Raw genomic sequence first — 24,075 nt, 5'->3', positions numbered from 1 at the left:
ACATCATGTCCAGCCCCAAGCCTCAGGTTCTGGTGGGTGTCGTTATCGGGAATACCGCTGCCGCGGTGGTTGAGGAAGCGGCAGCGTTCGCCGAACATTTCGGAGCGGATTTGGTTTGTGCCAATGTAGACGACTCCACTGAGAGGGTCGAGGAACGGCCCGACGGCTCGGTGGTGTCGGTACCCATCGACCCGGACCGGCCCTTTGAAAAGACCGAGGTTTTTGATCCCGGGCTGCGTGCAGAGATCGCGGGAATCTTAGACCCGCGGCCCGTGAAATGGTCTGTCCGTGCGCTGGCGGGTGGTCCGGGGCAGGAGCTTGCCCGGCTGGCCGACGAGCTGGACGCGGTCATGATTGTCGTCGGCACGCGCGAATCCGGTGTCCGGGGTGAAGTTGAAAAGTTTCTCAACGGCTCCGTTGCGGTGCATCTCGCCCACCACCAACGCCGTCCGGTTGTGATGGTCCCGCTACACCCGGTCATCGACGATGCCGACCTACCGTGGAAAAGGGAGGAATAGGCTGGCCGAATGAGCAATGTCACGGGCCACTCTGTACCGGAGGATGGCAGAACTGGACGCCCGAGAATGGGTGGGTAGCGCTGAAGCCTAGCGGAGCCAGCAGGCCCCGGACCTGCCGTTCCCCCCTCCTGTGCCTTGGTCATCCCCGCCGCCGGAAGGGCTGGCGGGAGACGGTGTGACCTGGCTGAGACGCTCCCCGCCACTGTGGGGCTGGACGAAGGTGCGCTGGGAGCCAAACCCGCCACCGGAGGGGCTGGAGGAAGGCGGCTTTAATATTCCCCGCGAGCTCTGCGAGCGGGGAATTTCGTTGCCGCCGTTCCAGCCCCGCAGGGGGCGGACCCGGCGGACCGGGCGGACCCGACGGACCCCGCGAACCGCGGACCCAGCGGACCCGGCCCAGGGACGAGACTTACCGCCAGCCGGCCCCCGGCGCCACAAGCTTCACGATGCTCTCCAGCAGATGCGCGTTGTACTCCACGCCCAGCTGGTTCGGCACGGTCACGAGGACGGTGTCGGCTTCCTGCACCGCGGCGTCCGCGGCCAATTCCGCAGCAATAACGTCGGGTTCACCGATGTAGCTCTTGCCGAACCGAGCTAAGCCGCCGTCGAGGTGGCCCACCTGGTCCCGTCCTTCGGCCTGTGCCCGCAGCCCGAAGTAGTGCCGGTCCTGCCCGGTCACCAGCGGAATGATGCTGCGGCTGACGGACACCCGCGGGGTGCCCTGATGTCCGGCGTCGGCCCACGCCTTCCGGTACACCGCGATCTGCTCGGCCTGGAGCTGGTCGAACGGAACCCCCGTGTCCTCGGTCAGGAGCGTGGAGCTCATCAGGTTCATGCCCTGCTCGCCGGTCCACTTGGCGGTGGCCCGGGTCCCGGACCCCCACCAGATCCGCTCCGGCAATCCGGGGGACAGCGGGTCAATGGCCATGGCGCCGGTGCTGCCGGTCATCGCCGGATCAGCCTGTGCCACTCCGGCGCCGGCAATGGCGGCTCGGAACACTTCGGTGTGCTGCCGGGCCATCTCGGCGTCGGAGGAATCCGGGCCGGGAACGTAGCCGAAGGACTCGTAACCGCGCAGGGCAGGCTCGGGGGATCCCCGGCTGATGCCGAGCTGCAGCCTGCCGCCGCTGATCAGGTCCGCCACTGCGGCATCTTCTGCCATCGCCAGCGGATTCATATAGCGCATGTCGATCACTCCCGTGCCCAGCTCGATCCGGCTGGTCCGAGCCGCCATGGCGGCGAGCATGGGGAAGGGGGCGGAGAACTGCGGGGCGAAGTGGTGCACCCGCATGTACGCGCCGTCGACGCCGATTTCCTCGGCGGCGACCGTCAGTTCAATCTGCTGCAGTATTGCGTCCTGCGCGCTGGGAGTCATTGATCCCACGGCATTCCGGTAATGTCCGAAGGACAAGAACCCTATTTTCTTCATACGAACTCCAGCGCCGGAAACGTCGGCAGTATTCCCGCTCACATGCGGCACCAGCGAAAGGATGCAGGCACAGTGCATATCACCATTGTCCCGGGCTATCAGGGCTCGCCACCGGAGCAGTGGCAGAGCCGCTGGGAGGCGGACCTGCCGAACGTCACCCGCATCGCGCCTTCATCGTGGGATGAACCCGAACTGGAGGATTGGATGGCCGCGCTGGACCGGGCCGCCGGAGCCCGGAACGGGCAGACAGTCCTTGTGGCCCACAGTTTGGGCTGCCTGGCTGCGGTGGAATGGCTGCATCGCAACCCCGACGGCGCCCGCGGAGTGTTCCTGGTCAGCCCGCCGGATCCGGTTGCCGCGTCCTTTCCGGAAGTGGTCGGAACGTTCCGGAATCCGCGGCTGCAGGAGCTGCCCGTGCCCGGCCTGTTGATCGCCAGCCAGAGCGATCCGTACTGCGCGCTCCCTGCCGCCCAAAGCATCGCTGCCGCCTGGAAAGTGCCCGTTATTGATGCCGGTGAACTCGCCCACATCAACGAAAAGAGCGGAGTGGGCTACTGGCAGCAGGGCCGCGACCTGCTCACGGCCTTCACCGCAGGGCTGGGGGAACCGGCCGCACTCGGATAAGAATGGGCACATGGACCTTCCAGTGATGCCCCCGATTGCCCCGATGCTGGCCAAATCCGTCAGCGCCCTGCCCCGCGGGGACTACCTGTACGAACCCAAATGGGACGGATTCCGGTCCATCATCTTCCGGGACGGCGACGACGTCGAGATCGGCTCCCGCAACGAAAAGCCGATGACGCGGTACTTCCCCGAACTCGTCGAAGCCCTTCGGCAGAACCTGCCGGAGCGGTGCGTACTGGACGGCGAGATAGTTATGGTGGCCCCGGACGGCAAACGGTTGGACTTCGAACTGCTGCAGCAGCGGATCCATCCCGCCGCCAGCAGGGTGAAACTGCTCGCGGAAGAAACCCCGGCGCGGTTCGTGGCGTTCGACCTGCTGGCCCTGGGCGACGTCGACTACCGGGACCGGCCGTTCTCCGAACGCCGGGAGGCCCTGGTCCAGGCGCTGAAAACGGCGCAGGCACCGGTGTCCGTCACCGCCGCCACCGACGACGCCGACCTGGCACAGGACTGGTTCGGACGCTTTGAAGGGGCAGGCCTGGACGGTGTGGTGGCCAAACCCCTCGCCGGCCCGTACGCACCGAACAAGCGCACCATGGCCAAGCTCAAGCACGAACGCACCGCCGACTGCGTGCTCGCCGGCTACCGGGTGCATAAGTCCGGCCCCGATCTGATCGGCTCCCTGCTACTCGGCCTTTACAACGACGACGGCGTGCTGGTGAACGTGGGCGCCGCAAGTTCCTTCTCGATGGACCGCCGACGCGAACTGTTCGAGGAACTCCAGCCGCTGGTCGCCGTCGAGGACGGACACCCCTGGGCCGAAGGGGAGCAGGAGAAGGGCAACCGCACCCCGCGCAACTCCGAAGGCAGCCGCTGGAGCGGGAAAAAGGACTTTTCCTTCGTGCCGCTGCGCCCGGAACGGGTGGTGGAGGTGCGCTACGACCACATGGAGGGGGAGCGGTTCCGCCATGTGGCCCAGTTTTCCCGCTGGCGGCAGGACCGCACGCCCGAATCGTGCACCTATGGGCAGCTGGAGGAGCCGGTGAAGTTCGACCTGGCGGAGGTGCTGGGGAGCTGATTTTCCGGCGGGGCTAGGCAGGGAAGGTCCGCGACGCCTAGCATTTGCTGGCAGCACTCTCCGGTCAGCGGACCCGGCGGCCGCGGACACCTGCCCAGCCAAGGAGTCGAAGATGATCCAGGATGCCGACCTTGAAACCCTCCGCAGGGTTGTCCACGGCCCGCTGAACAGTCCCGGGGGTCCGGGGTTCGCCGTCGACACTGCCGGCTTCAACCCCTCGGTGGTCCAGCGTCCCGATGCGGTGCTCGGTGCAGCCGGCGTCGAGGATGTACAGAATGCCGTCCGCTGGGCGGCTGAGCGCGGTATCCCTGTCGGGATCCAGGCGACCGGCCACGGTGCCGCGGCCGCGATGGACGAGGGCCTGCTGATCAACACGTCCCGGCTGCAGGACCTGGCAGTGGACCCCGACGCCGGCACGGTCACCGTGGGCGCCGGTGTCCGCTGGCGCGCGGTGCTGGAGGAGACCGTGCTGCTGGGGCTTACAGGCCCGCACGGCTCCTCCGGAACCGTGGGAGTGACGGGCTATGCTTCCGGCGGAGGGTTGCCGCTGATGGGCCGGGCACTGGGATTCGCCAGCGACCATGTGCAGGCCATGGATGTTGTCACTCCCGACGGCAGTCTGAGGCACCTCGAAGCAGGCAACGCCGAAGATGCCGGATTGTTCGCTGCGCTGCGCGGCGGCAAGGGCAATTTCGGCGTCATCACGTCCATGACGCTTGGTCTGACTCCGTTCCGGGAGTTTTACGGCGGCGGCATTATGTACCCGGAAGATGCCGGTACGGAGGTCCTCGCTGCGTTCCGCGCCTGGACACCCCAGCTGCCGACGGATGTTTCAGCGTCCCTGGCCTTCCTGCACCTGCCGGACGTCCCGTTCCTGCCCGAGGAACTGCGCGGTACCTCGCCGGTGCACCTGCGGTTCGCGGTGTTCGGCAGCCGGGAAGAGGGCGACACTCTGCTGGAACCCATGCGGCATGTATCCGCGCCCTTCATGGATACCGCCGGACCGATGGACTACGGGGCAGTGGGAAGCATCCACATGGATCCGGACGAACCGGTGCCCAGCCTGGACCGCGGAACCCTGCTGGCCGAGTTGCCCGATGAACTGGCGGCGGGTTTGCTGGGCCAGGTGGGGCCGGGATCGCATACTCCGCTGATGATGACGGAACTCCGGTTGATGGGCGGATCACTGGCCCTGGATCCTCCGTTCGAGGATGCGGTGTCCGGCCGGGAGGCAGGCTTCAACCTCTACTCCGTGGGACTCAACGTTCCGCCGGCTGCGGACGCCACAGCAGCGGCCCTGGATCGGCTCGACGTCGTCGTCGGCCCCTACGTTGCGGGTGCGCTGGTCAACCTCCGCGGACCGGCACGCACGGAGGCAGGTGCCCAGCCTGCATGGGATGCGGAAGTTTTCGCGCGGCTGCAGGCAACCAAGGCCGCCTACGATCCGCAGAACCTCTTCCGGTTCGGCCACGCGGTTCCGCTGCCGGTCTCCTGACAGCGGCTTCCGAAGCCCGGGCCGCCGGCGAAGGCCAGACGGGGAGGGCCGCCAACGCTGCGCCTAGCGCCGTCCCCTGCAGCCGACCCCGAACTCGCTGCCTGCGTCCTCGAGGATGGCCGCGGTGTAGCCCTCCCTGTAACCCGTTTCCGTGGGGTGCAGGTCCAACGGGCCGCCCTCGAAGATGATCCAGGGATCGGCGGAACCGACACCGTGCCCGGCGAACTCGTCCACGACGTCCACGAACACCCCGCTGTCCGGGACCTGATCCGCGATGACCGCGTTCAAGGCGTCGGTTCCCTGGTTCAGGAGAGTCTGCGCCTCGGTACTGATCGGTCCGGGGGTTCCGGCTTCAAACAGGTACGGATACCCGGTCACCACCAGGGTTGCCCTCGGAGCCAGTCCCGTGATCCGGGCAAACTCCGCTGCCAGCTGCGGTGCCAGGACGGTCTGTGCATAGGCGACAGCGGAGTCGATGGCCGGGGCACAGGTGGCCGGCAGCTGCGGCCCGGCACAGGCGAGTATCACGGAAGCGAACCGGAGGTCATCGCCGCCGATGGTCACCGTGACGGTGTCCGTCCTTCGATTCAGCAGACCCCGGGCAGCGGCGTCGTCGATCTGCTCGGGAAGGTCCACCGGAGCGTCGAGCGGGGTGGTGAGGGCAGTGGCGCCCGAACAAGTGACATTACCGTCCAGCTCCACCCGGTCCAGGGCGTCCAGAAGCGCGGGGTAGCCCTGCGCGGTGCGGCGGCACGCATCCAGCTCGGGTCCGCCGCCGACGCCGGAGGCATAGGAGTCGCCGAACGCGACGTAGTCGACACTGCGGTTCCCCTGACCGTGCCCGCCGCCGTACCCGCCTCCATGCCCGTGCCCGCCGCCGTACCCGCCTCCATGCCCGTGCCCGCCGCCGTACCCGCCTCCATGCCCGTGCCCGCCGCGGGAATCGGATCCATGGGCGCCGCCGGCAGTGGCCGGGGCAGTGCCTCCGGCCAGAAGGGCGACGGTGGTCAGGGCCAGGACAGCCAGACGTCGGAACAGCAACGGTTTGGGGCTCATCATCGTGCTCCTTAGCGGGGGTATTGCAAACGTTCGAGGGCAGAAGTTTGTCGCAGGGAGGGGCCAGCGGCAACAGCAGTACGCCGTTGCGGCACCGCGGCAGTATTAAAAGTCCAACCGGTGTGGACCGGACCACTTTCGGCTAGGCTGGCGATATACCGACCGCATGGTCAGTAATCCGGCGGCCAGGATGCCTGCAGGAGAGCGGCTGCGGTTTCTTCCCGTCTCGAAAGGCACCGAAATGACGGCAACTGCCATCGACGTCGAAACCGTTCCCAGCTACGTCCGGGGTGCCTGGTGGACTCCGGATCCCGCCGGGGCACGCGGCACCGAAGTGCACGATGCCAGCACCGGTGAGCTGTTGGCACTGGTCAGCAGCGACGGACTGGATACCGCCGGCGCCGTTGACTATGCCCGAACCGTAGGGCAGGCAGAACTGGGGAAATCCACCTTCCACCAGCGGGCCCTGCTCCTCAAGGAACTCGCAATGCACCTCAATGCGCAGCGCGAGGAGCTGTATGCCGTCTCCGCCCGCAGCGGCGCCACGCGGACGGATTCGCTGGTGGACATCGACGGCGGGATCGGGGTCCTGTTTGCCTACGGTTCCAAGGGCCGCCGGGAACTGCCGAACTCCACCGTGATCGTCGACGGCGCCGTGGAGCAGCTCGCCAAGGACGGCTCGTTCCTGGGTGAGCACATCTATAGCCGGATCCCGGGCGTTGCAGTGCAGATCAACGCCTTCAACTTCCCGGTCTGGGGCATGCTGGAAAAGCTGGCTCCGGCGTTCCTCGCCGGGGTGCCGAGCATCGTCAAGCCCGCCACCCCCACGGGGTACATCACGGCGGCTGCCATGCGGATGATCGTGGACTCGGGCATCCTTCCGGCCGGATCCCTCCAGCTGATCTCCGGCTCCGCACGGGACCTCCCGGACCACCTGGATTACCGGGACATGGTCTCCTTCACCGGCTCGGCGTCCACCGCCGAACGCCTGCGCGCGCATCCGCAGATCGCCGTCGGCGGAGTCCGCTTCACCGCGGAAACGGATTCGCTGAACGCGGCACTCCTTGGTCCGGACGCCGTTCCGGGCACCCCCGAGTTCGACGCCTTCATCCGCTCGCTGGTCACCGAAATCACCGCCAAGGCCGGCCAGAAATGCACCGCCATCCGCCGCGCCATTGTTCCGGCCGGGCTGGTCGATGACGTGGTTGCCGCCGCCGGGGAGCGCATCCGCGGGCGCGTAGTTCTGGGCGATCCGCGCGCCGAAAACGTGACAATGGGTGCCCTGGCCTCCCGGGAGCAGCTCGACGGCGTCCGGGAGGCGGTGCAGCGGATGCTGGCGGCCGGCGCGCAGCTGGCGCTGGGATCGCTGGACGCCCCCGGCGTCGTACGCGCCGACGGAAGCGAGGGAACCTCGCCGGACGGCGCCTTTATGGAGCCGCTGCTGCTGACCTGGCCGGAAAGTGACGCGGATGCCCTGCACAATATCGAAGCCTTCGGGCCCGTGGCCTCGGTGGTGGGCTACACCGACGTCGCCGACGCCGTCCGGCTGGCCGCGCGGGGCGGAGGGTCGCTGGTGGCAACCGTCTGCACCAATGACCCGGAGGTGGCCCGCGAAATGCTGACCGGCATCGCCGGACACCACGGGCGGGTGTTGTTCCTGAACCGCGAAGACGCCCGGAGTTCCACGGGGCACGGTTCACCGGTGCCGCATCTGGTGCACGGCGGGCCGGGCCGCGCCGGCGGCGGCGAGGAGCTGGGCGGCATCCGAGCCGTCCGGCACTACATGCAGCGCACCGCAGTGCAGGGCTCACCCAACATGCTCACCAGCCTCACCGGTATCTGGCATCCGGGCGCGGACCGCCGGTTCGACGCCGGACATCCGTTCCGTAAGCCGCTCAGTGAGCTGCGGGTGGGCGACGCCGTGCGGTCCGACCTGCGCGAAGTCACCCTCGAGGACATTGCCGCCTTTGCGGAGACGACGGGGGACACGTTCTACGCCCACACGGACGCTGCAGCGGCGGAGGCAAATCCGTTCTTCCCGGGCATCGTGGCCCACGGCTACCTGCTGCTGTCCTGGGGTGCGGGCCTGTTCGTGGATCCGGCGCCGGGGCCGGTGCTGGCCAACTACGGGCTGGAAAACCTGCGGTTCCTCACGCCGGTGGCCGCGGGGGACTCCATCCGCGTGACGCTGACCGCCAAGAAGATCACGCCGCGTGAAACTGACGAGTACGGCGAGGTGGCCTGGGATGCCGTGCTGACCAACCAGGACGATGAACTGGTAGCCACCTACGATGTGCTGACCCTGGTGGAGAAGTAAGTCCCCGAAGGTGTCGGGGTAGGAGTCCGGGCTAGGTATTCCGTTTTCGGTAGGCCTGCATCTTGCTGCGGGCGCCGCAGATCTCCATGGCGCACCAGGTTCCGCCGCGGTTGCGTGAACTATCGAAGAAGACCCAGCGGCAGACGTCCCGCCGGCACGCTTTCAGGCGCTGCAGCTGGGCCGGATCGGCATGGACCAGGACGGCTCCGATGCGGGCGAGTGCCGTGCGCACGGGAGGCTGGGGCACCGGCTCGACGCGCGGAACCCCTCCGAAGACCGCGACCCGAACGGGAAGCTGCTTCAGCGCACGGTCGAGGCGCTGCAGGCCGTTGACGACGTCGGGTGCTGGAGCGCCGTGCGGATGGCTGCCGTCGTCGTCCGCACCTTCCGTGTGCCCGCCGTCGTGGTGCGTGAGGAAGAGGGAGCGCAGCCCCTCCCGAAGGTCGAGCGCCAAGGCAAGATCGTCGGTCGTAGCCGGGGTGCCTGCCTCGACCAGACCATAGCTGGCCAGCCAGTCAGCCAGATCAACAGGGTTGAGTAGGGCGTCCTCCCCGGCCTCCCGGTCAACAGTATTGACGAAGACCTGGAGGAGTCGCAGGGGAGCAGGGGCCGGTGCGCGCCCGCCCGGCTCCGGGTATCCGCTGTCCGAGGGGATTCGCCCTTCAAAAGTGTTACCGCTCATAGTCGATTGCCGGTAACGTATGCCGGAGCAGCGGAAGAGGACAAACCGACGGGGGACCCAGCTATGCACGCATCAGCTCGATTGAGGGCTTCTGGGCGTCGCGACGGCCTGGCGCGCTTCCGCGCCGCAGCGAGTCTCCGTATCCGGCACATGCCTTCATTATTGCCCTTCACGTCCGCAGGCGCCGTGCAGCCGGAGGCCGCGGCGTGAAGGACCCAAGCTGGGTGCTGCTGCGCACCGACCGCAGTTTCCGCCGCTACTGGCTGGGGCAGGGCGCTGCCAGTGCCGGGGCCCAGGTCACCGGCATCGCGATCCCGCTGGTCACGGCCATCGCCCTCGATGCCGGTCCGGCGGGCGTCAGCGTTGTCGCTGCAGCCGGCACCCTGCCGTACCTGCTGTTCTCGCTGGTGGCCGGCCATCTCCTGCAGGGGAGGGACCAGCGGCGCTCCATGGTGGCGGCCGATATTGCCCAATGCGTGATCCTGGCGCAGATTCCGCTGGCCTGGGCAGGGGGATGGCTCAGCGTCCCCCTGCTGGCAGCAGTCACGTTCCTCAGCGGCTGTTGCGCCCTGATCTTCGGGTTATCGGCCTTCGCCTTTGTCCCCGCCCTCGTTGTGGATCAGGACCTCGCGCCGGCCAACCGTGCCGTCCAAGCCACTCGAACCGTTACGGAAATCAGCGGCCCCGGGTTGGCCGGCCTGCTGGTCTCGGCGGTGGGTGCTCCCGGCGCCTTGATCGCCACCATGCTTGGACATCTGGCTTCGGCTGTAGGAGTGGCTTCGAGCCGCCCCCGGAAACAACGTTCCGTTGCGGTGGCTCCGGCGCCTAGGGCCTCGATGCCTGCGGGGGAGGAGAACCCGAACGCGGTTCCGGGCTCAGCCCAGCAGAAGCGGCCCACGCTCCTCACCGGACTGAGGATCCTGTTCGGTGACCGCCATCTGCGCGCCCTGACCGTCCATGCGGCCACCTACAACGCGGCGGAACAGATCCTGATGCTGAACCTGATTCTCTGGGCGGTGCAGCAGCAGGACGTCGGTGTTGGTGCGTACGGCCTGGCGCTGGCCGCGGCCGGTGTCGGCGGACTGCTCGGCACGCTGACAGCGCTCCGCCTGGCCGACAAAGCAGGCCTGGGTCCGGCCTTCGCCGTTTCGCTGGTGCTGTCCTGCGCGGTGCCGCTGCTGCTGCCGGTCTGGCCGGTCACCGGGTGGACTCTGGCAGCTGTCATTGCTGCGGTCATGCTGCTGCGGGGCATCGGGGAGGGCAACGCCAATATCTACTCCCTGACGATGCGTCAGCAGTTGATACCCAGGGATGAACTCACGCGGTCCGCCGGCGCCTATACCCAGGTGATGTACGGCTCGATTCCGCTGGGCGCCCTGCTTGCCGGCGTCGTCGGCGAAACGCTAGGGGTCCGTGCCGGCGTCCTGATCGGCGCCCTCGGGCTGGTGGTCTCCGCGGTTCCGATGCTCACCCCGGCGTTCCTGCGGCTCCGCGCCATCCCTGCCCCGGCCGCCGCCTAACCTCCCGGCCGCCGGGGGTCGGGCATAGGGTCAGGTGACACGGAGCCAGATGTCGCCCATTTGCGTCCGCCGCCAAACCTGCCGAGGCCCGCCGTTTTCACGGACGCGGTCGGTCAGCCACAAGGTGCTGTCCGGGTCCCAGCCGGCAATCACTGAGGCGGTGCCGGAGTCGACGGGGAGGGGGTGCCCTGCACTGCTGAGGTAGCCCAGGACAGTCAGGTGCACGGCGTCCCATTGTCCTGCTGCGCGTTCCCAGTCCGGGATCACCCAGCGGCCGGCGCGTCCCGTGGTGCGAAACCAGTCATGTCTGCGGGAGGCGGTGACCTCCAGCGGGTAGGCGCGACACAGCGTCATCCAGTCCTCGGGGGAGCGGATGTGGAGGATCCTGCCGGTGCCGCTGACCGGAATGGCGGTCGCTTCTTCCACATCACTCGAGTCCTCGACGAGGCTCAATGCGGCGGGAATCTGCCCGACGGTGCGGACCAGCCCGAGCGGGATGGACCACCAGCTTCCGCTGAAAGGTGCCCGCGGATCCTGCGGCCGGTCCTGTGCGGCCAGTGCTTCCTCGGTGCGGACAGCTGTGCCCCACTTCTGCAGCGTGCCTTGGGGGTCCCGGGGTAGGGGTGCCGGGTCCGCACCCGGCCGCCAGTCGATGGCCCACTGCTCCGGCGGGGCGGGCTGGCTCCACCCCTGTGCCGCCGGTGCAGCCAGCACCCCTTCAGCTATGTGGTGAAGGGCGTTGCGGATGACCGGCAGTGCGGACAGAGCATCCTCCCCGTCGCGTTCCTGCCAGTACCGGGCCGTGTCGACGGACCGTTGGAGGGCCGCGTGGATCTGTTCGTCATCCAGACGGTGGAGATCCAGGGACAGAATCCCGGCTGCGAGGTGATCGGTCGAGGGTAATTCCCTGGGACCGCTGGAGCCCAGCAGCACCGTCGAGGTCCCTTTGCCCGGGTCGAGTTCGTACCCCAGCCAGAACACCGCCGAGCGGATATCCTGATCCAGCTCGACGGCAAGTTCAAGGCATAGCCGCCTTCCGCGCGGTCCCTCGAGGAGCTGTTCTGCCGGCGACATCATGCGCCCATCCTTGCATGCCGGACCGGCTCAGCAGCTGCCGCGCCGGGTGGCCCAGTCGCAGACCAAAGCCGGCGTGATGAAGTCAGTGGCGTTACGGGGGACACGGGCTCAGGAGCGGCGGGTATGCAGCCCGTCGAAAACCATGGTGATGATGTTGTCCGCGAGCTTCTGCGCGGGCAGCGGACCGCCGGGTTTGTACCATTCCACAATCGAGTTGATCGTGCCGAACAGCAGGCGGGTGGTGGTGCGCGGATCAATGTCGCTGCGCACCGACCCCTCGCTGCGGGCGGCGTCCACGAGTCCGGCCACCCGGTGGTCGAACTCGCGGCGCCGGGCCAGGGCGCTGCGTTCAACGTCGGTGTTGCCCCGTAGCCGCAGCAGCAGGGTGACGAACGGCAGCCGCTCGGTCAGCACTTCGATGGTCCCGCGCAGGACAAATTCCAGCCGGGCATCCGCAGCACCGGACGAGGCCCGGGGATCATCGAGTACCGCCTCCAGCCCGTCCAGTGCGTGGTCCAGGGCCAGTCGGAGCAGATCGCCCTTGGACGTTACATGGTGGTAGATCGCGGACTTCGTAATGCCCAGGTTTTCGGCCAGGATCCCCATCGAGGTGGCTTCGTAGCCGTGCCGGTTGAAAACGTCTACGGCCACGTTCAGCACCGTCTGCTGGTCATATCCCGGACGGCCGCGGCGCGGGCCGGAGACAGGGTCGCCGGCGGCCGTAGGATCAACGGCGGCCGCGGGCCCGGCGGATCCGGCGTCAACGGCGGACTCGGCATCAGCGGCGGGAACGGGGGCAGGATCGGCAGTCGACCCGGAAGAGACAGCAGGCATGGCGCCATTTTCCCACGTCAACGGGCGGTTCACCGCGGCGGGACGGCGTCGGTGTTCCGCCGCAGGTCGTAGATCCGACGGAGCTTGCCGCTGGAGCGTGCCAGCGTTCCGGGATCGACTACCTCTACGGCGCAGGAGGATCCGATGTGGGTCTTGATCTGGGCCGACAGTTCCAACGCAGCCGCCGCCGAGTCCGGCGTCGAGGTGTCCTCCCGCCGCTCGATCCGTACCGTGAGTTCGTCCAGGCGTTCCGGACGGCTGATTTCGAGCTGGAAATGAGGGCTCAGGGCCGGGATGCGCAGGGCGATTTCTTCGATCTGGGTTGGGAAAAGGTTCACTCCGCGCAGAATGATCATGTCGTCGCTGCGGCCGGTGATGCGTCCCATCCTGCGCATGGACGGCCGGGCGGTTCCGGGCAGCAGGCGGGTGAGGTCATGCGTCCGGTAGCGGATAATCGGCAGCGCTTCCTTGGTCAGGGAGGTGAAGACCAGCTCGCCCGGTTCGCCGTCGCCCAGGACCCGGGTCTCATCAAACGGGTCGATGATCTCCGGCAGGAAGTGATCCTCCCAGATGTGCGAGCCGTCCTTGCTCTCCACGCACTCGCCGGCCACGCCCGGGCCCATGACTTCCGAGAGTCCGTAAATGTCGCACGCATCCAGATCCATCAGCGTTTCGAGTTCGTGCCGCATTTCCTCGGTCCAGGGCTCGGCGCCGAGGACCGCGTTCTTCAGCGAAGTGGACCGGGGATCGATGCCGGCGGCTGCCATAGCGTCGGCGATGGCCAGCAGGTAGGTAGGCGTGCACAGGATGGTGTCCGGTTCGAAGTCCACGATGAGCTGGACCTGCCGCTCCGTCTGCCCTCCGGACACGGGGATCACCGTGCAGCCGAGCCGCTCCGCGCCGAAGTGCGCTCCCAGGCCGCCGGTGAAGAGCCCGTAGCCGTAGGCGTTGTGCACCTTGTATCCCTGCTTCACTCCGGAGGCGCGGAGCGAACGGGCCACCAAAGAGCTCCAGCGCTCCAGGTCTCCGGCTGTGTAACCGACGACGGTGGGCCGCCCCGTGGTTCCGGAGGAGGCGTGGATGCGGGCCACCTGCTGCTGAGGGACGGCGAACATGCCAAACGGATAAGTCGAGCGCAGGTCCTCCTTCGTGGTGTACGGGAACCGTGCCAGGTCGCTCAGTTCCCGCAGATCGGAGGGGTGCACGCCGGCGTCGTCGAACTTGCGCCGGTACAGCGGAACCCGATCGTACGCGTAGGCGAGGGTCTGCTTAAGGCGTGTCAGCTGGAGGGCCTCCAGCTCGTCCCGGCTCATAAGTTCCTCAGGGTCCAGGGTCGAGGGATCGGCTGCGGCGGACTTGAGCGGAGCGGGGGTGGCTTTCATGCGCGGCTTTCGGTTGGGGCGCCGGAAAGTGTCAGGGCGGGGTTGGGGATGGTGCGCGAGCGTCCTCGGAAAAGGGCGACGACGACGGCGGTCCCGTCGGGACGTTCGGACCGCACCTCAATGTCGTACACGCCGCTGCGGCCGTTGCCAGCACGGTGCTCGGCGGAGGCAGTCAGCCGGTCACCCGCCATGACCGGAGCCAGGAAGGTGATGTCGGCGCCGGCGGCCACCGTGATGTGTTCCCGTTCCCGAGCAGGCCCGCCGCCCTCCGGATTGCAGGCCAGGGCGAAGGCCGTGTCGGCAAACGCGAAGACCATCCCGCCGTGGCCGATGCCGAAACCGTTGACCATCTGCGGGCGGAGAAGCATCGAAATACGTGCCGTGCCGGGGCCGATCGCCAGGACATCGATGCCCATCCATGCCGAGGCGGCGTCGTCGACCAGGAGAGGATGGGCGCGGTATGTGCCGCGGGGGACCTCGGTGTCAGCCATGGAACCTCTTTTCTTTACCGAATGTTCATTAGGTAATCCCGCCGGGCGTTCGGCTGTCAAGGATCCGGCCGCTGCGGTCAGCAGACCGCTCGCGGTTGAACTTGCAGACGGCCGGGGACCGGCCGGAGGCCGTGGCGTACCCTAGTGAGGTGACTCTCTCTGCGGCCACAGCCGTTTCCGGTCCTGTCCGCCCTCCAACTTCTTCCCTTTTGCCTGAGTGGCTGGACCCCCAGGTGTTCCTTGCCGACCCCGCCCTCGGACCGTGGGTGGTCCTGATGGTCTGCGGCATCGTGTTTGCCGAAACCGGACTGCTGATCGGCTTCTTCCTTCCGGGGGATTCCCTGCTGTTCACCGCCGGGCTCCTGGTGGCAACGGGCACCATCGACATCAACGTGTGGCTGCTGGCGATCCTGGTCTTCATCAGTGCCTTCGTCGGCGACCAGACCGGCTATTACATCGGCAGGAAGGCCGGCCCCGCCGTCTTCAACCGGCCGGACAGCAGGCTCTTCAAGCGGGAGAACGTAAAGCGCGCCCAGGTATTCTTTGATCGCCACGGCGGCAAAGCCGTGATCCTCGCCCGGTTCGTCCCTGTGGTCCGGACCTTCACCCCGGTGGTGGCCGGCGTTGCCCAGATGAACTACAAGGCGTTTGTTTCGTTCAATGCCGTGGGGGCGTTCGTCTGGGGTGTCGGCGTGACCCTCTTGGGTTACGTTCTCGGCGACCGGGTGCCCTTTGTCCGGGAAAACCTGGACCTGATCTTCGTGGCCGTGGTGGTGCTCTCCGTGATCCCGATTGTCATTGAGGTTCTGCGCCAGTCCCACAAAGCCGTCACCAAGGATGATGACGAGGAGGGCGACGGCGAGGAGGGTAGTGACGCCGCGGCTCCCGCAGCCGAAGCCGGGGCCGGATCGGAGCGCAATGCCGACGCCGCCCGCACCGCTGATGCCGGCCGCAACGCCGACGCCGTCGATCACACCGGCCGCCGCACCAGCCCGGTGGAAGGCCGCCGCGTCGCGGCACCGAAACCGAAGGCGGAAGGTGCCGGCGCGGCGGAGTAGCTCTTCCCGACCCTGCTGGAGGATGTCCAGCGCAAGCAGGCCCGGACCGATTTGGTCCGGGCCTTTTTGTGTTCGAGGCACTTTCCGGCCATGAGCGGGAGGTAACGATTGGATAACCGCAGGTCCGTAACGCGCCGCTGACCTGCGGTTACACAGTGGAGGCGGTTTTTCTTTGCGGTATGGGAGCGCTCCCACTTGACATGTGATTCAGCGCACATCACGATTGGCTGAGCTTGTGGGAGCGCTCCCACCATTTTTTCTTGGCCGCCGGTTCGGCAGCAGGGCGCATCCGTAAGGCAGCGGCACGGAAGGCGCGGAGGTATCGCGGACACTCGTGCTTCGACACCCGGATTATGACAAAGGAGTCAGCAATGAGTACCAAACCCACTTCCGCCGGCCGTGCACGCCGCGGACCTGCGCTTGCCGCATCCGTTGCAGCCGCAGCCCTTCTCCTGACCGCCTGCGGCGGGGGAGACGAAGGAGCTTCCGAAGGAGGGGACGGGCAGGTCACGCTCAGCATCAGCACCTTCAACGAGTGGGGCTACGAGGAGCTGCTCGAGGAGTACCAGGAGGCAAACCCCAATATCAAGATCGTGCACGACAAGAAGGCCACCTCCAACAATGCCCGCGACAACCTGAACACCAAGCTCGCTGCCGGTTCCGGCCTCTCCGACATCGAGGGCATCGAAGTGGACTGGCTGCCGGAACTCAAACAGTATCCGGACCAGTTCGCGGATCTGGCCAGCCCCGAGGTGGAAGGCCGCTGGCTGGACTGGAAGGTCGAGGACGCCACCACCGAGGATGGGAAGCTGATCGGCTACGGCACGGACGTCGGCCCCGAGGCTATTTGCTACCGGTCGGACCTATTCGCCGAAGCAGGCCTGCCGACGGACCGCGAGGAAGTGGCAGCGCTGCTCGAAGGCGACTGGGACCACTACTTCGAAATCGGTGAACAGTTCACTGCGAAGTCCGACGCCGCCTGGTACGACTCCGCCATGTCCGCCTACCAGGGCATGATCAACCAGGTCGAGAACGCCTACGAGGAAAATGACGGCACGGTCATAGCCACCGAGAACCCGGAGGTGAAGGACATCTACAACCAGGTGCTCGAGAACTCCGTGGACAAGGATCTCTCCGCGCATCTGCAGTTGTGGTCCGATGACTACGAGGCCGGCTTCCAGAGCGGTGCCTTTGCCACCACCTTCTGCCCGGGCTGGATGCTGGGCAGCATCGAGGGCAACGCCGCCGGAGTCGAAGGCTGGGATATCGCCAACGTCTTCCCCGGCGGCGGCGGCAACTGGGGCGGGTCCTACCTGACCGTTCCCACGCAGGGAAAGAACCAGGAAGAGGCCATCAAGCTGGCTCAGTGGCTCACCGCTCCGGAGCAGCAGATCAAGGCCTTTGCCTCCAAGGGCAACTTCCCCAGCCAGGTCGAGGCCTACGAAATGGAAGAACTGACGGGTTCGACAAACGAATTCTTCAATGACGCTCCGGTGGGTCAGATCTTCGCCGATCGGGCCGAAGCCGTCAGCGTGACGCCGTTCAAGGGACAGAACTATTTCGCCATCAATGATTCAATGCAGCAGGCGCTGGACCGGGTGGACGTCCTCAAGTCCGACGACCCCGACTCTTCGTGGCAGAAGTTCGTCACCGGAGTAGAAGCGCTCCAGTAGCATCCACAGGCGTCCGGTGCCTGCGGCCGCGTAGAGCGCCGCAGGCACCGGAACCAAACTTCGATACCCCTTGGACGTTAGGAAGATAGCCATGGCTGTCACCGTCAAGCCGCCGGCAGCGCGGACGCCGGTACGCCGGGTAGGGTTCAGCAGCCGGCTGGCCCGTTGGGACGTCAAAGTCTCCCCGTACCTCTATATCTCGCCGTTCTTTATCCTGTTCGCGATCGTGGGATTGTTCCCGCTGATCTACACCGGGTGGGTCTCGCTACACAACTGGAACCTCATCGGCGGCAACCTCGGATTCAGCGGCACCGAGAACTTCACCTTCGTCCTCTCGCAGCCGTACTTCTGGAACGCGGTGGGCAACACCTTCAGCATCTTCCTGATCTCGGCGGTTCCGCAGATCATCCTGGCAATCGGCATTGCCGCCGTTCTGGATGCGAACCTGAGGGCCAAGACGTTCTGGCGCATGGGCGTACTGGTTCCCTACGTGGTTGCCCCGGTGGCAGTGGGCCTGATCTTCGGCAATGTCTTCGCTGACCAATCCGGCGCCATCAACGGGCTGCTGACCTCCATCGGCCTGGATCCCGTTCCGTGGCACTCCAACACCCTGGCGAGCCACGTCGCCATCGCCACCATGGTGGATTTCCGGTGGACCGGGTACAACGCCCTGATCTTCCTGGCTGCCATGCAGGCAGTGCCAAGGGACATGTATGAAGCAGCCATCCTCGACGGCGCCAGCCGCTGGCGGCAGTTCATTTCGGTGACCGTTCCCATGCTGCGGCCCACCATCATTTTCGTGGTCATCACCGCCACCATCGGCGGCCTGCAGATTTTCGACGAGCCGCGGGTCTTTGACGCCTACGGCCTGGGCGGCGCGGACCGGCAGTGGCAAACCCTCACCATGTACATCTGGGAACTGGGCTGGGGACAGCGCAACCTGGGCCGCGCCTCCGCCGTCGCCTGGCTGCTGTTCGTCATCATCGTGCTTATCGCGGCCCTCAATTTCCTCATCACCCGCCGCATTGCCTCGCAGGGAGGACGGAAATGACCTCCGTACCCATGGTCGAACAGACGGCCGGCAAACGAGCCGCCGAATCCGCCAGACGACGTCGGGACCGCGGCGGTGCACAGGCGCCGCGCCCGGCACGGGTCCGCGGGCGGAAGACCGGCGGATTCAACCGCCGTCCGGGCTTTGTCACCTACGGGCTGCTGGGGGCCGTGGTCCTGGGCTCAGCCCTCCCGATCCTCTGGTCCGTCCTGGTGGCCAGCCATGACAGCACGGCGATCGTCAAGGGAGTCCCGCTGATTCCCGGCGGCAACTTCTTCGCAAACGCGGCCACGGTGCTGGACACCATTCCGTTCTGGAAAGCCCTGGGTAACAGCATCCTGGTCTCCACCGTGACGGCCGCTTCCGTAGTGATTTTCTCCTCTCTGGCCGGTTTCGCGTTCGCGAAGCTGCGCTTCCGGGGAAGCAAGGCACTGCTGGTGTTCGTAGTGGCCACGATGGCCGTACCCACCCAGCTCGGTGTCATTCCGCTGTTCATCGTGATGTCCAAGCTCGGCTGGACCGGGACCATGGGAGCGGTCATCATTCCGGGGCTGGTCACTGCCTTCGGTGTCTTCTGGATGACGCAGTACCTGCAGGACGCTTTGCCGGATGAACTGATCGAAGCGGTACGGATGGACGGCGCCAACATGTGGCAGGCCTTCTGGCATGTCGCCCTCCCAGCTGCGCGTCCTGCGGCAGCGATGCTGGCACTCTTCACCTTTGTAGCCACCTGGACCAACTTCTTCTGGCCGTTCATTGTCCTCAATGCGCAGAACCCCACCCTGCCGGTGGCACTGCAGCAACTGCAGTCCGCACGTTTTGTCGACTACTCAGTGGTCCTGGCCGGCGTGGTGCTCTCCACCATTCCGCTGCTCATCGTCTTCGCCGTCGCCGGACGGCACCTGGTTGCAGGAATTATGCAGGGAGCGGTTAAGGGATGACCATGAACAACAACGCCTCATTCCCGTCCGGGTTCGTGTGGGGTGCGGCGACCGCCGCCTACCAGGTGGAGGGTGCTGCATCGGAAGACGGCCGGAAGGATTCCATCTGGGATACCTTCAGCCGCGTTCCCGGCGCAGTGGTGAACGGTGACAACGGGGACATCGCCTGCGACCACTATCACCGCATGGACGATGACGTGGCCCTCATGAAGTCACTGAACCTGGGCTCTTACCGGTTCTCCACCTCCTGGGCACGGATCCGGCCCGACGGCGGCCCGGTCAACGCTGCGGGGCTGGACTTCTACAGCAGGCTGACGGATTCGCTGCTCGAAGCCGGGATCCAGCCGTGGCTGACCCTGTACCACTGGGACCTGCCGCAGGCCCTGCAGGACCAGGGCGGCTGGGCCAACCGGGACACGGCGTACCGGTTTGCCGACTACGCCCTCAGCGTCCATGACGTGCTGGGCGACCGGGTGACGGCCTGGACCACCCTGAACGAGCCCTGGTGCTCCGCCTACGTCGGCTACGCCAGCGGCGAGCATGCGCCCGGACTGCAGGATCGAAAACTCGCGGTTGCCGCGAACCACCACCTGCTGCTGGCGCACGGACTTGCCGTCCAGGCGCTTAAGGGACGGGACCCGGGACTGGACACCGGCCTGACCCTGAACTTCACGGTTGCGGATCCCGCCGATCCGCAGAACCCCGACGACGTCGACGCAGCCCGCCGCATCGACGGGCAGTTCAACCGGATGTTCGCGGACCCCGTCTTCCATGGGAAGTACCCCGAGGACGTGGTGGCGGACCTGGCTCCCTACGGCTTCGAATCCCACGTCCAGGACGGAGACCTGGCGGTCATCAGTTCCCCCATCGACTTCCTGGGGGTGAATTACTACCACGGTGATGCCTTCACCAAGACTCCGCCGACGGCACCCCTGACGACGGCGGCCCCCTCGGCACGTCCTACGGCGAGCCCGTATCCTGCCGCCGACGGGATCCATGCCGTGCGGCGCGGACTGCCGCAAACGAACATGGGCTGGGAAATCCAGCCCGAGGGACTTCGGCGGCTGCTGAACCGGCTGCAGCGCGATTACACCGGGCCGGCGGGCGTGCCGCTGTACATTACCGAGAACGGTGCAGCCTTCGACGACGACGTCGTGGCCGACGGGACCGTCCAGGACCTGGACCGGCTCGACTTCATCCGGTCGCACCTCGCAGCGGTGCAGGACGCGGTGGCGGACGGCGTCGACGTCCGCGGCTACTTTGCCTGGTCCCTGATGGACAACTTTGAGTGGGCCTGGGGCTACGCCAAGCGGTTCGGGATTGTGCACGTCGATTACGAAACCCTGCAGCGGACGCCCAAGGCCAGCGCCCGCTGGTACGCGGAAGCGGCCGCCGCCAATGCCCTGCCCGCAGGCACTCCGGTGCCGGGCGGAACACCAGCGTATGTCGTATCGTCGGAACTATGAGCAGCCTCAGGCCCGGGCCCCGGAGCGGGCCGGTGAAACTCCGGCGCAGCAGCCCCACGTTGGAAGACGTGGCGGCGCTGTCCGGAGTTTCCCGCTCGACTGTGTCCCGTGCCATCAACGGAGGTGCCCGGGTTAGTGCCCGGACGCAGGCCGCCATCGATGCGGCGATCGGGGAGCTGGGTTTCACACCTAACCGCGCGGCTCGGTCCCTGGCGACCAGCCGTGCCGATTCCATTGCGCTGGTCATCCCGGAGCCGGACGGCCGTGTCCTGGTGGATCCCTTCTTCGCCATGACGCTGAACGGAATCACGGAGGCCTTGAAGGACACCGAAGTGCAGCTGGTGCTGCTGATTGCCCGCCAGGGGGAGAAGGAAGGGCAGTTCATCCGATACCTGCGCAGCGGCCATGTGGACGGAGCCATCATCGTCTCCCACCACAAAGCCGACGCCCTGGAAACCGAACTGGCGGACGCAACGCTGCCCGCAGTTTTCATCGGCCGGCCCTGGCAGGACCACGCCGGACTGGCGTTCGTGGATACGGACAACCGGACCGGAGGGCTGCTCGCTGCCCGGCACCTCACGGACCGCGGCTACCGACGGATCGCCACGGTCACCGGGCCGGCGGACATGACTGCCGCGCAGGACCGGACCGAGGGGTGGCGGCAGGGACTGGCCGAGGCGGGGCTGGAACCGGCCGGCGTCGAATCCGGACACTTCACCACCGAGGGCGGTGCGGCCGCCGCCGCCCGGCTGCTCGACGCCGACCCCGGCATCGACGCGATCTTTGCCGCGTCCGATCCGATGGCGTTGGGCGTGCTGGAAGTGCTGCGCGGGCGCGGACTGTCCGTGCCCGGCGACGTGGCGCTGGTGGGATATGACAACCACCGGCTCGCATCCACCAGCACGCCGGGCCTGACCACGGTGGTCAACCCGATGGTCGAAATGGCCCGGCGGGCCGCGGAGATGCTGCTGCGCGAAATCGAAGAGCCCGGTTCACATCTGGAGCCCGTCGTCTACCCGCCGGAGCTCGTGGTCCGGGAGTCCGCCTAGGCTACCGGGACATTCTGCCGCCCTTAGCGCCGCGACCCCGCCCTCCATCTCGCAAGCTCGAAGAGGGAATCCTGGTTCGCGGCTGCCTCGCTCGTTCCTCGCTCGGCGATGCGGGCTACGCAGAATGCCCCGTCCGCCTAGGCTGCGTTCTCCCGGCGGGCAGCCGGAACCAGTTCCCGGGCGCCGAGCGCGGACAGGATGAACGCGTAGTCCCACGCCCGGTCCTTCCAGGCCTCGTACCGGCCCGAGGCTCCGCCGTGGCCGCCGTCCATTTCGATCTTCAGGACGATCGGTTCGCTGCCGGTAGTGGTTTCACGCAGCTGCGCCACCCATTTGGCCGGTTCGACGTACAGCACACGGGTGTCGTTGAAGCTCGTGACGGCGGCGATCTGCGGGTAGTCCACGGCCCGGATGTTTTCGTACGGGCTGTATTCCTTCATGTACTTGTAGACCTCCGGATCGGTAATGGGGTTACCCCATTCCTCCCATTCCAGGGCCGAGAGCGGCAGGTCCGGATCCAGGATGGTCGTCAGTGCATCCACGAAGGGCACCTGCGCCACGATTGCCCGGTACTTTTCCGGGGCCAGGTTTGCGACGGCGCCCATCAGCAGCCCGCCGGCGGAACCGCCCATTGCGGCGATCCGGTCCGGATCCGCCCAGCCGGAGGCGGCAACCCAGTCCGTGGCATCCACGAAGTCGGTGAAGGTGTTTTTCTTGTTCAGCTTCTTGCCGTTGTCATACCAGGCGCGGCCCATCTCGCCGCCGCCGCGGATGTGCGCCACCACGTAGACGACGCCGCGGTCCAGCAGCGACAGCCGGGCGATGTTGAACGCCGGATCCATGCTCAGTTCGTAGCTGCCGTACGCATAGACCAGTGCCGGGTTGCTGCCGTCTTTCTGCAGATCCGCCCGGCGGATGACGGAGAGCGGAATGCGGGTGCCGTCCGCCGCCGTCGCCCATTCCCGCTCGGCCACGTACTCCTCGGAACGGTAACCGCCCTTTACGGGGGTTTCCTTCCGCAACTCGAGCTCTCCGGTGGCCAGCACGTAATCGTAGACGCGCGGCGGCGTGAGGTAGGAGGTGTAGCTGAGGCGGGCGATCGGGGAATCGAACTCGGCGTTGGCCAGGTTGGCTGTGTAGAGCTCTTCGTCAAACGCCGGTTCCACAGGCGCGCCCTGCGCCGGGGTGCCGAGGCCTTCCACAGGCAGGATCTGCACCCGCTCGGTTGTGTCCTTGCGGACCGACACGAGCACATGGGTGCGGGTTACGGCGGCACCGTTGACGCGCACGGTGTCATCGTGGGCAATGACGGTGTCCCAGTGCTGGTCCGCCAGCGGCTTGCTGAACTCTTCTTCGGCGACGAGTGAAAGCATCGAGTTCAGGGCGTTCCGGTTGTGCGTCACCAGGTATTTGCGCGTGCCGTCCAGGGTCAGGGGCTCGGCTTCGTAAAGGATGCGCTCGCTGCGCGGGATCAGGGTGCGCACGGTATCGGTGGGGTCGTCGAAGTCCAGGACCCGGTATTCGCTGTACTCGGAGCTGCTGATGCCGATCAGCAGCTGCCGGCGGTCCGCCGAGAGATCGAAGCCGGTCCACATGGCGATGTCGTCTTCCTGGTAAATGACGACGTCGTCCTCCATCGGGGTGCCGAGCGTGTGGGCCTTGACCTGGTACGGACGCCAGGAATCATCCACCACGGTGTAGAAGACGCGCCGGCCGTCGGGGGAGAAGGCCAGCGAATAAAAAACGTTGGATATGACGTCCGGCAGCAGGTCCCCGGTGCGCAGGTCCTTGATCCGCAGCGTGAACCGCTCGTCTCCGGCGTTGTCCTCGGAGTACGCCAGCAGGTTGCCGTCTTCGGTGACGGCCAGTCCGCCCAGCGAGAAGAACGGCTTGCCTTCAGCCTCTGCGTTGCCGTCCACGAGAATCTGTTCGCCAGGGACCGGAACGCCGGGGACGACGGCGGGCGGCGTCCAATCGGCGTCGAGGTTCCCAGTGTCCTGGGCTGCGGTGCGGCAGTGGATGGCGTACTGCTTGCCTTCCTCGGTGCGGGTGTAATACCACCAGCCCTTTTTGCGTGCCGGAACGGACAGGTCCGTTTCCTCGGTGCGGTTCTTGATCTCGTTGAAGATCTCGCCGCGCAGCTGCTCCTGGTCTGCCGTCATTGCCGCGGAATAGGCGTTCTCTGCCTTGAGGTGTTCCACCACCTCCGGGTTTTCCTTCTCCCGGAGCCATTCATAGTTGTCAATGAACGTGTCACCGTGGCGGGTGCGTTCGGTGGGGACTTTCTTGGCAACCGGAGGCTGGGGAGTAGTCATGCTTCGAATATATCCATCT

20 protein-coding genes are annotated in these 24,075 nt (G+C 66.6%); 12 read left to right on the top strand and 8 right to left on the bottom strand.

All coding sequences use genetic code 11. From position 1 onward, the window contains the following. The first annotated feature begins 5 nt into the window (after positions 1 to 5). Positions 6 to 518: a universal stress protein gene (locus tag N2K98_RS14170; RefSeq protein ID WP_255864930.1), complete on the top strand. Its 513-nt coding sequence runs from the start codon at positions 6 to 8 to the stop codon at positions 516 to 518. A 409-nt stretch (positions 519 to 927) separates the two neighbouring features. On the opposite strand, the gene N2K98_RS14165 is transcribed toward N2K98_RS14170, so the two are convergent. Then, positions 928 to 1,947 (bottom strand): LLM class flavin-dependent oxidoreductase, encoded by a 1,020-nt coding sequence (locus N2K98_RS14165; protein ID WP_255864931.1) that lies wholly within the window; start codon positions 1,945 to 1,947, stop codon positions 928 to 930. Positions 1,948 to 2,019: 72 nt separating this feature from the next. Between N2K98_RS14165 and N2K98_RS14160 the strand changes: the two genes are divergently transcribed. From N2K98_RS14160 to N2K98_RS14150, 3 genes are all read left to right on the top strand, one after another. Then, positions 2,020 to 2,571, top strand: a complete 552-nt coding sequence (locus N2K98_RS14160) for an RBBP9/YdeN family alpha/beta hydrolase (RefSeq protein ID WP_255864932.1) — start codon at positions 2,020 to 2,022, stop codon at positions 2,569 to 2,571. A 10-nt stretch (positions 2,572 to 2,581) separates the two neighbouring features. Next, entirely contained in the window at positions 2,582 to 3,649 is a 1,068-nt protein-coding gene (locus N2K98_RS14155; protein ID WP_255864933.1) for an ATP-dependent DNA ligase, read from the top strand. 112 nt (positions 3,650 to 3,761) lie between these two features. After that, complete coding sequence (locus N2K98_RS14150) at positions 3,762 to 5,144, top strand: FAD-binding oxidoreductase (RefSeq protein WP_255864934.1); 1,383 nt, start codon at positions 3,762 to 3,764, stop codon at positions 5,142 to 5,144. A 63-nt stretch (positions 5,145 to 5,207) separates the two neighbouring features. On the opposite strand, the gene N2K98_RS14145 is transcribed toward N2K98_RS14150, so the two are convergent. Next, on the bottom strand, positions 5,208 to 6,203 hold the full coding sequence (locus N2K98_RS14145) for an SGNH/GDSL hydrolase family protein (protein WP_255864935.1): 996 nt from the start codon (positions 6,201 to 6,203) through the stop codon (positions 5,208 to 5,210). 238 nt (positions 6,204 to 6,441) lie between these two features. Between N2K98_RS14145 and paaZ the strand changes: the two genes are divergently transcribed. Beyond that, on the top strand, positions 6,442 to 8,517 hold the full coding sequence (gene paaZ, locus N2K98_RS14140; protein ID WP_255864936.1) for a phenylacetic acid degradation bifunctional protein PaaZ: 2,076 nt from the start codon (positions 6,442 to 6,444) through the stop codon (positions 8,515 to 8,517). A 31-nt stretch (positions 8,518 to 8,548) separates the two neighbouring features. Here the strand turns inward: paaZ and N2K98_RS14135 are convergent, their stop codons facing one another. Then, on the bottom strand, positions 8,549 to 9,199 hold the full coding sequence (locus N2K98_RS14135) for a CGNR zinc finger domain-containing protein (RefSeq protein ID WP_255864937.1): 651 nt from the start codon (positions 9,197 to 9,199) through the stop codon (positions 8,549 to 8,551). Between the two features lie 206 nt (positions 9,200 to 9,405). Between N2K98_RS14135 and N2K98_RS14130 the strand changes: the two genes are divergently transcribed. After that, complete coding sequence (locus N2K98_RS14130) at positions 9,406 to 10,719, top strand: MFS transporter (RefSeq protein ID WP_255864938.1); 1,314 nt, start codon at positions 9,406 to 9,408, stop codon at positions 10,717 to 10,719. Between the two features lie 30 nt (positions 10,720 to 10,749). On the opposite strand, the gene N2K98_RS14125 is transcribed toward N2K98_RS14130, so the two are convergent. From N2K98_RS14125 to N2K98_RS14110, 4 genes are all read right to left on the bottom strand, one after another. Further along, entirely contained in the window at positions 10,750 to 11,796 is a 1,047-nt protein-coding gene (locus N2K98_RS14125) for a hypothetical protein (RefSeq protein WP_255864939.1), read from the bottom strand. A 108-nt stretch (positions 11,797 to 11,904) separates the two neighbouring features. Then, complete coding sequence (locus N2K98_RS14120) at positions 11,905 to 12,630, bottom strand: TetR/AcrR family transcriptional regulator (RefSeq protein WP_255864940.1); 726 nt, start codon at positions 12,628 to 12,630, stop codon at positions 11,905 to 11,907. Positions 12,631 to 12,659: 29 nt separating this feature from the next. Next, the gene (gene paaK / locus N2K98_RS14115; RefSeq protein ID WP_255864941.1) at positions 12,660 to 14,012 is read right to left on the bottom strand and encodes a phenylacetate--CoA ligase PaaK; all 1,353 of its coding nucleotides are present in this window, start codon (positions 14,010 to 14,012) and stop codon (positions 12,660 to 12,662) included. After that, positions 14,009 to 14,503: a hotdog fold thioesterase gene (locus tag N2K98_RS14110; RefSeq protein ID WP_255864942.1), complete on the bottom strand. Its 495-nt coding sequence runs from the start codon at positions 14,501 to 14,503 to the stop codon at positions 14,009 to 14,011. The genes paaK and N2K98_RS14110 overlap by 4 nt, the downstream gene beginning before the upstream one ends. Before the next feature lie 209 nt (positions 14,504 to 14,712). Here N2K98_RS14110 and N2K98_RS14105 point away from each other — a divergent pair, with 209 nt between their 5' ends. The 6 genes from N2K98_RS14105 to N2K98_RS14080 all read left to right on the top strand — a co-directional run bounded on the left by N2K98_RS14105 (position 14,713) and on the right by N2K98_RS14080 (position 21,741). Beyond that, entirely contained in the window at positions 14,713 to 15,561 is an 849-nt protein-coding gene (locus N2K98_RS14105; RefSeq protein WP_407079990.1) for a DedA family protein, read from the top strand. A gap of 371 nt (positions 15,562 to 15,932) precedes the next feature. Next, entirely contained in the window at positions 15,933 to 17,234 is a 1,302-nt protein-coding gene (locus N2K98_RS14100; protein WP_255796885.1) for an ABC transporter substrate-binding protein, read from the top strand. 91 nt (positions 17,235 to 17,325) lie between these two features. Beyond that, the gene (locus tag N2K98_RS14095) at positions 17,326 to 18,285 is read left to right on the top strand and encodes a carbohydrate ABC transporter permease (RefSeq protein ID WP_255796886.1); all 960 of its coding nucleotides are present in this window, start codon (positions 17,326 to 17,328) and stop codon (positions 18,283 to 18,285) included. Continuing rightward, a complete protein-coding gene (locus tag N2K98_RS14090; RefSeq protein ID WP_255864943.1) occupies positions 18,282 to 19,226 on the top strand; it encodes a carbohydrate ABC transporter permease in 945 nt (314 codons plus the stop codon). Before N2K98_RS14095 ends, N2K98_RS14090 begins: the two co-directional genes overlap by 4 nt. 2 nt (positions 19,227 to 19,228) lie before the next feature. Continuing rightward, positions 19,229 to 20,692 carry a GH1 family beta-glucosidase gene (locus tag N2K98_RS14085; protein ID WP_407079989.1) on the top strand — a complete coding sequence of 488 codons (1,464 nt, stop codon included), beginning with the start codon at positions 19,229 to 19,231 and terminating at the stop codon, positions 20,690 to 20,692. Beyond that, positions 20,689 to 21,741 carry a LacI family DNA-binding transcriptional regulator gene (locus N2K98_RS14080; protein WP_255864945.1) on the top strand — a complete coding sequence of 351 codons (1,053 nt, stop codon included), beginning with the start codon at positions 20,689 to 20,691 and terminating at the stop codon, positions 21,739 to 21,741. The genes N2K98_RS14085 and N2K98_RS14080 overlap by 4 nt, the downstream gene beginning before the upstream one ends. Positions 21,742 to 21,878: 137 nt before the next feature. Here N2K98_RS14080 and N2K98_RS14075 read toward each other — a convergent pair whose 3' ends face one another. Next, positions 21,879 to 24,056, bottom strand: coding sequence for a S9 family peptidase (locus N2K98_RS14075; protein ID WP_255864946.1), 2,178 nt, complete (start codon positions 24,054 to 24,056; stop codon positions 21,879 to 21,881). Between the last annotated feature and the right edge of the window lie 19 nt (positions 24,057 to 24,075).

Origin of the sequence: Arthrobacter jinronghuae (assembly GCF_025244825.1) — a bacterium.
Classification (GTDB): domain Bacteria; phylum Actinomycetota; class Actinomycetes; order Actinomycetales; family Micrococcaceae; genus Arthrobacter_B; species Arthrobacter_B jinronghuae.
The sequence above is the reverse complement of the archived record's forward strand: the minus strand, read 5'-3'. Positions and strand labels throughout refer to the sequence as shown.

Coding starts and splice junctions, on each gene's coding strand:
- N2K98_RS14100 (WP_255796885.1), top strand. CDS start 15,933: ATGAGTACCAAACCCACTTCCGCCGGCCGTGCACGCCGCGGACCTGCG.
- N2K98_RS14090 (WP_255864943.1), top strand. CDS start 18,282: ATGACCTCCGTACCCATGGTCGAACAGACGGCCGGCAAACGAGCCGCC.
- N2K98_RS14155 (WP_255864933.1), top strand. CDS start 2,582: ATGGACCTTCCAGTGATGCCCCCGATTGCCCCGATGCTGGCCAAATCC.
- N2K98_RS14110 (WP_255864942.1), bottom strand. CDS start 14,503: ATGGCTGACACCGAGGTCCCCCGCGGCACATACCGCGCCCATCCTCTC.
- N2K98_RS14080 (WP_255864945.1), top strand. CDS start 20,689: ATGAGCAGCCTCAGGCCCGGGCCCCGGAGCGGGCCGGTGAAACTCCGG.
- N2K98_RS14170 (WP_255864930.1), top strand. CDS start 6: ATGTCCAGCCCCAAGCCTCAGGTTCTGGTGGGTGTCGTTATCGGGAAT.
- paaK (WP_255864941.1), bottom strand. CDS start 14,012: ATGAAAGCCACCCCCGCTCCGCTCAAGTCCGCCGCAGCCGATCCCTCG.
- N2K98_RS14125 (WP_255864939.1), bottom strand. CDS start 11,796: ATGATGTCGCCGGCAGAACAGCTCCTCGAGGGACCGCGCGGAAGGCGG.
- N2K98_RS14145 (WP_255864935.1), bottom strand. CDS start 6,203: ATGATGAGCCCCAAACCGTTGCTGTTCCGACGTCTGGCTGTCCTGGCC.
- N2K98_RS14095 (WP_255796886.1), top strand. CDS start 17,326: ATGGCTGTCACCGTCAAGCCGCCGGCAGCGCGGACGCCGGTACGCCGG.
- N2K98_RS14165 (WP_255864931.1), bottom strand. CDS start 1,947: ATGAAGAAAATAGGGTTCTTGTCCTTCGGACATTACCGGAATGCCGTG.
- N2K98_RS14150 (WP_255864934.1), top strand. CDS start 3,762: ATGATCCAGGATGCCGACCTTGAAACCCTCCGCAGGGTTGTCCACGGC.
- N2K98_RS14120 (WP_255864940.1), bottom strand. CDS start 12,630: ATGCCTGCTGTCTCTTCCGGGTCGACTGCCGATCCTGCCCCCGTTCCC.
- N2K98_RS14085 (WP_407079989.1), top strand. CDS start 19,229: ATGAACAACAACGCCTCATTCCCGTCCGGGTTCGTGTGGGGTGCGGCG.
- N2K98_RS14075 (WP_255864946.1), bottom strand. CDS start 24,056: ATGACTACTCCCCAGCCTCCGGTTGCCAAGAAAGTCCCCACCGAACGC.
- N2K98_RS14135 (WP_255864937.1), bottom strand. CDS start 9,199: ATGAGCGGTAACACTTTTGAAGGGCGAATCCCCTCGGACAGCGGATAC.
- paaZ (WP_255864936.1), top strand. CDS start 6,442: ATGACGGCAACTGCCATCGACGTCGAAACCGTTCCCAGCTACGTCCGG.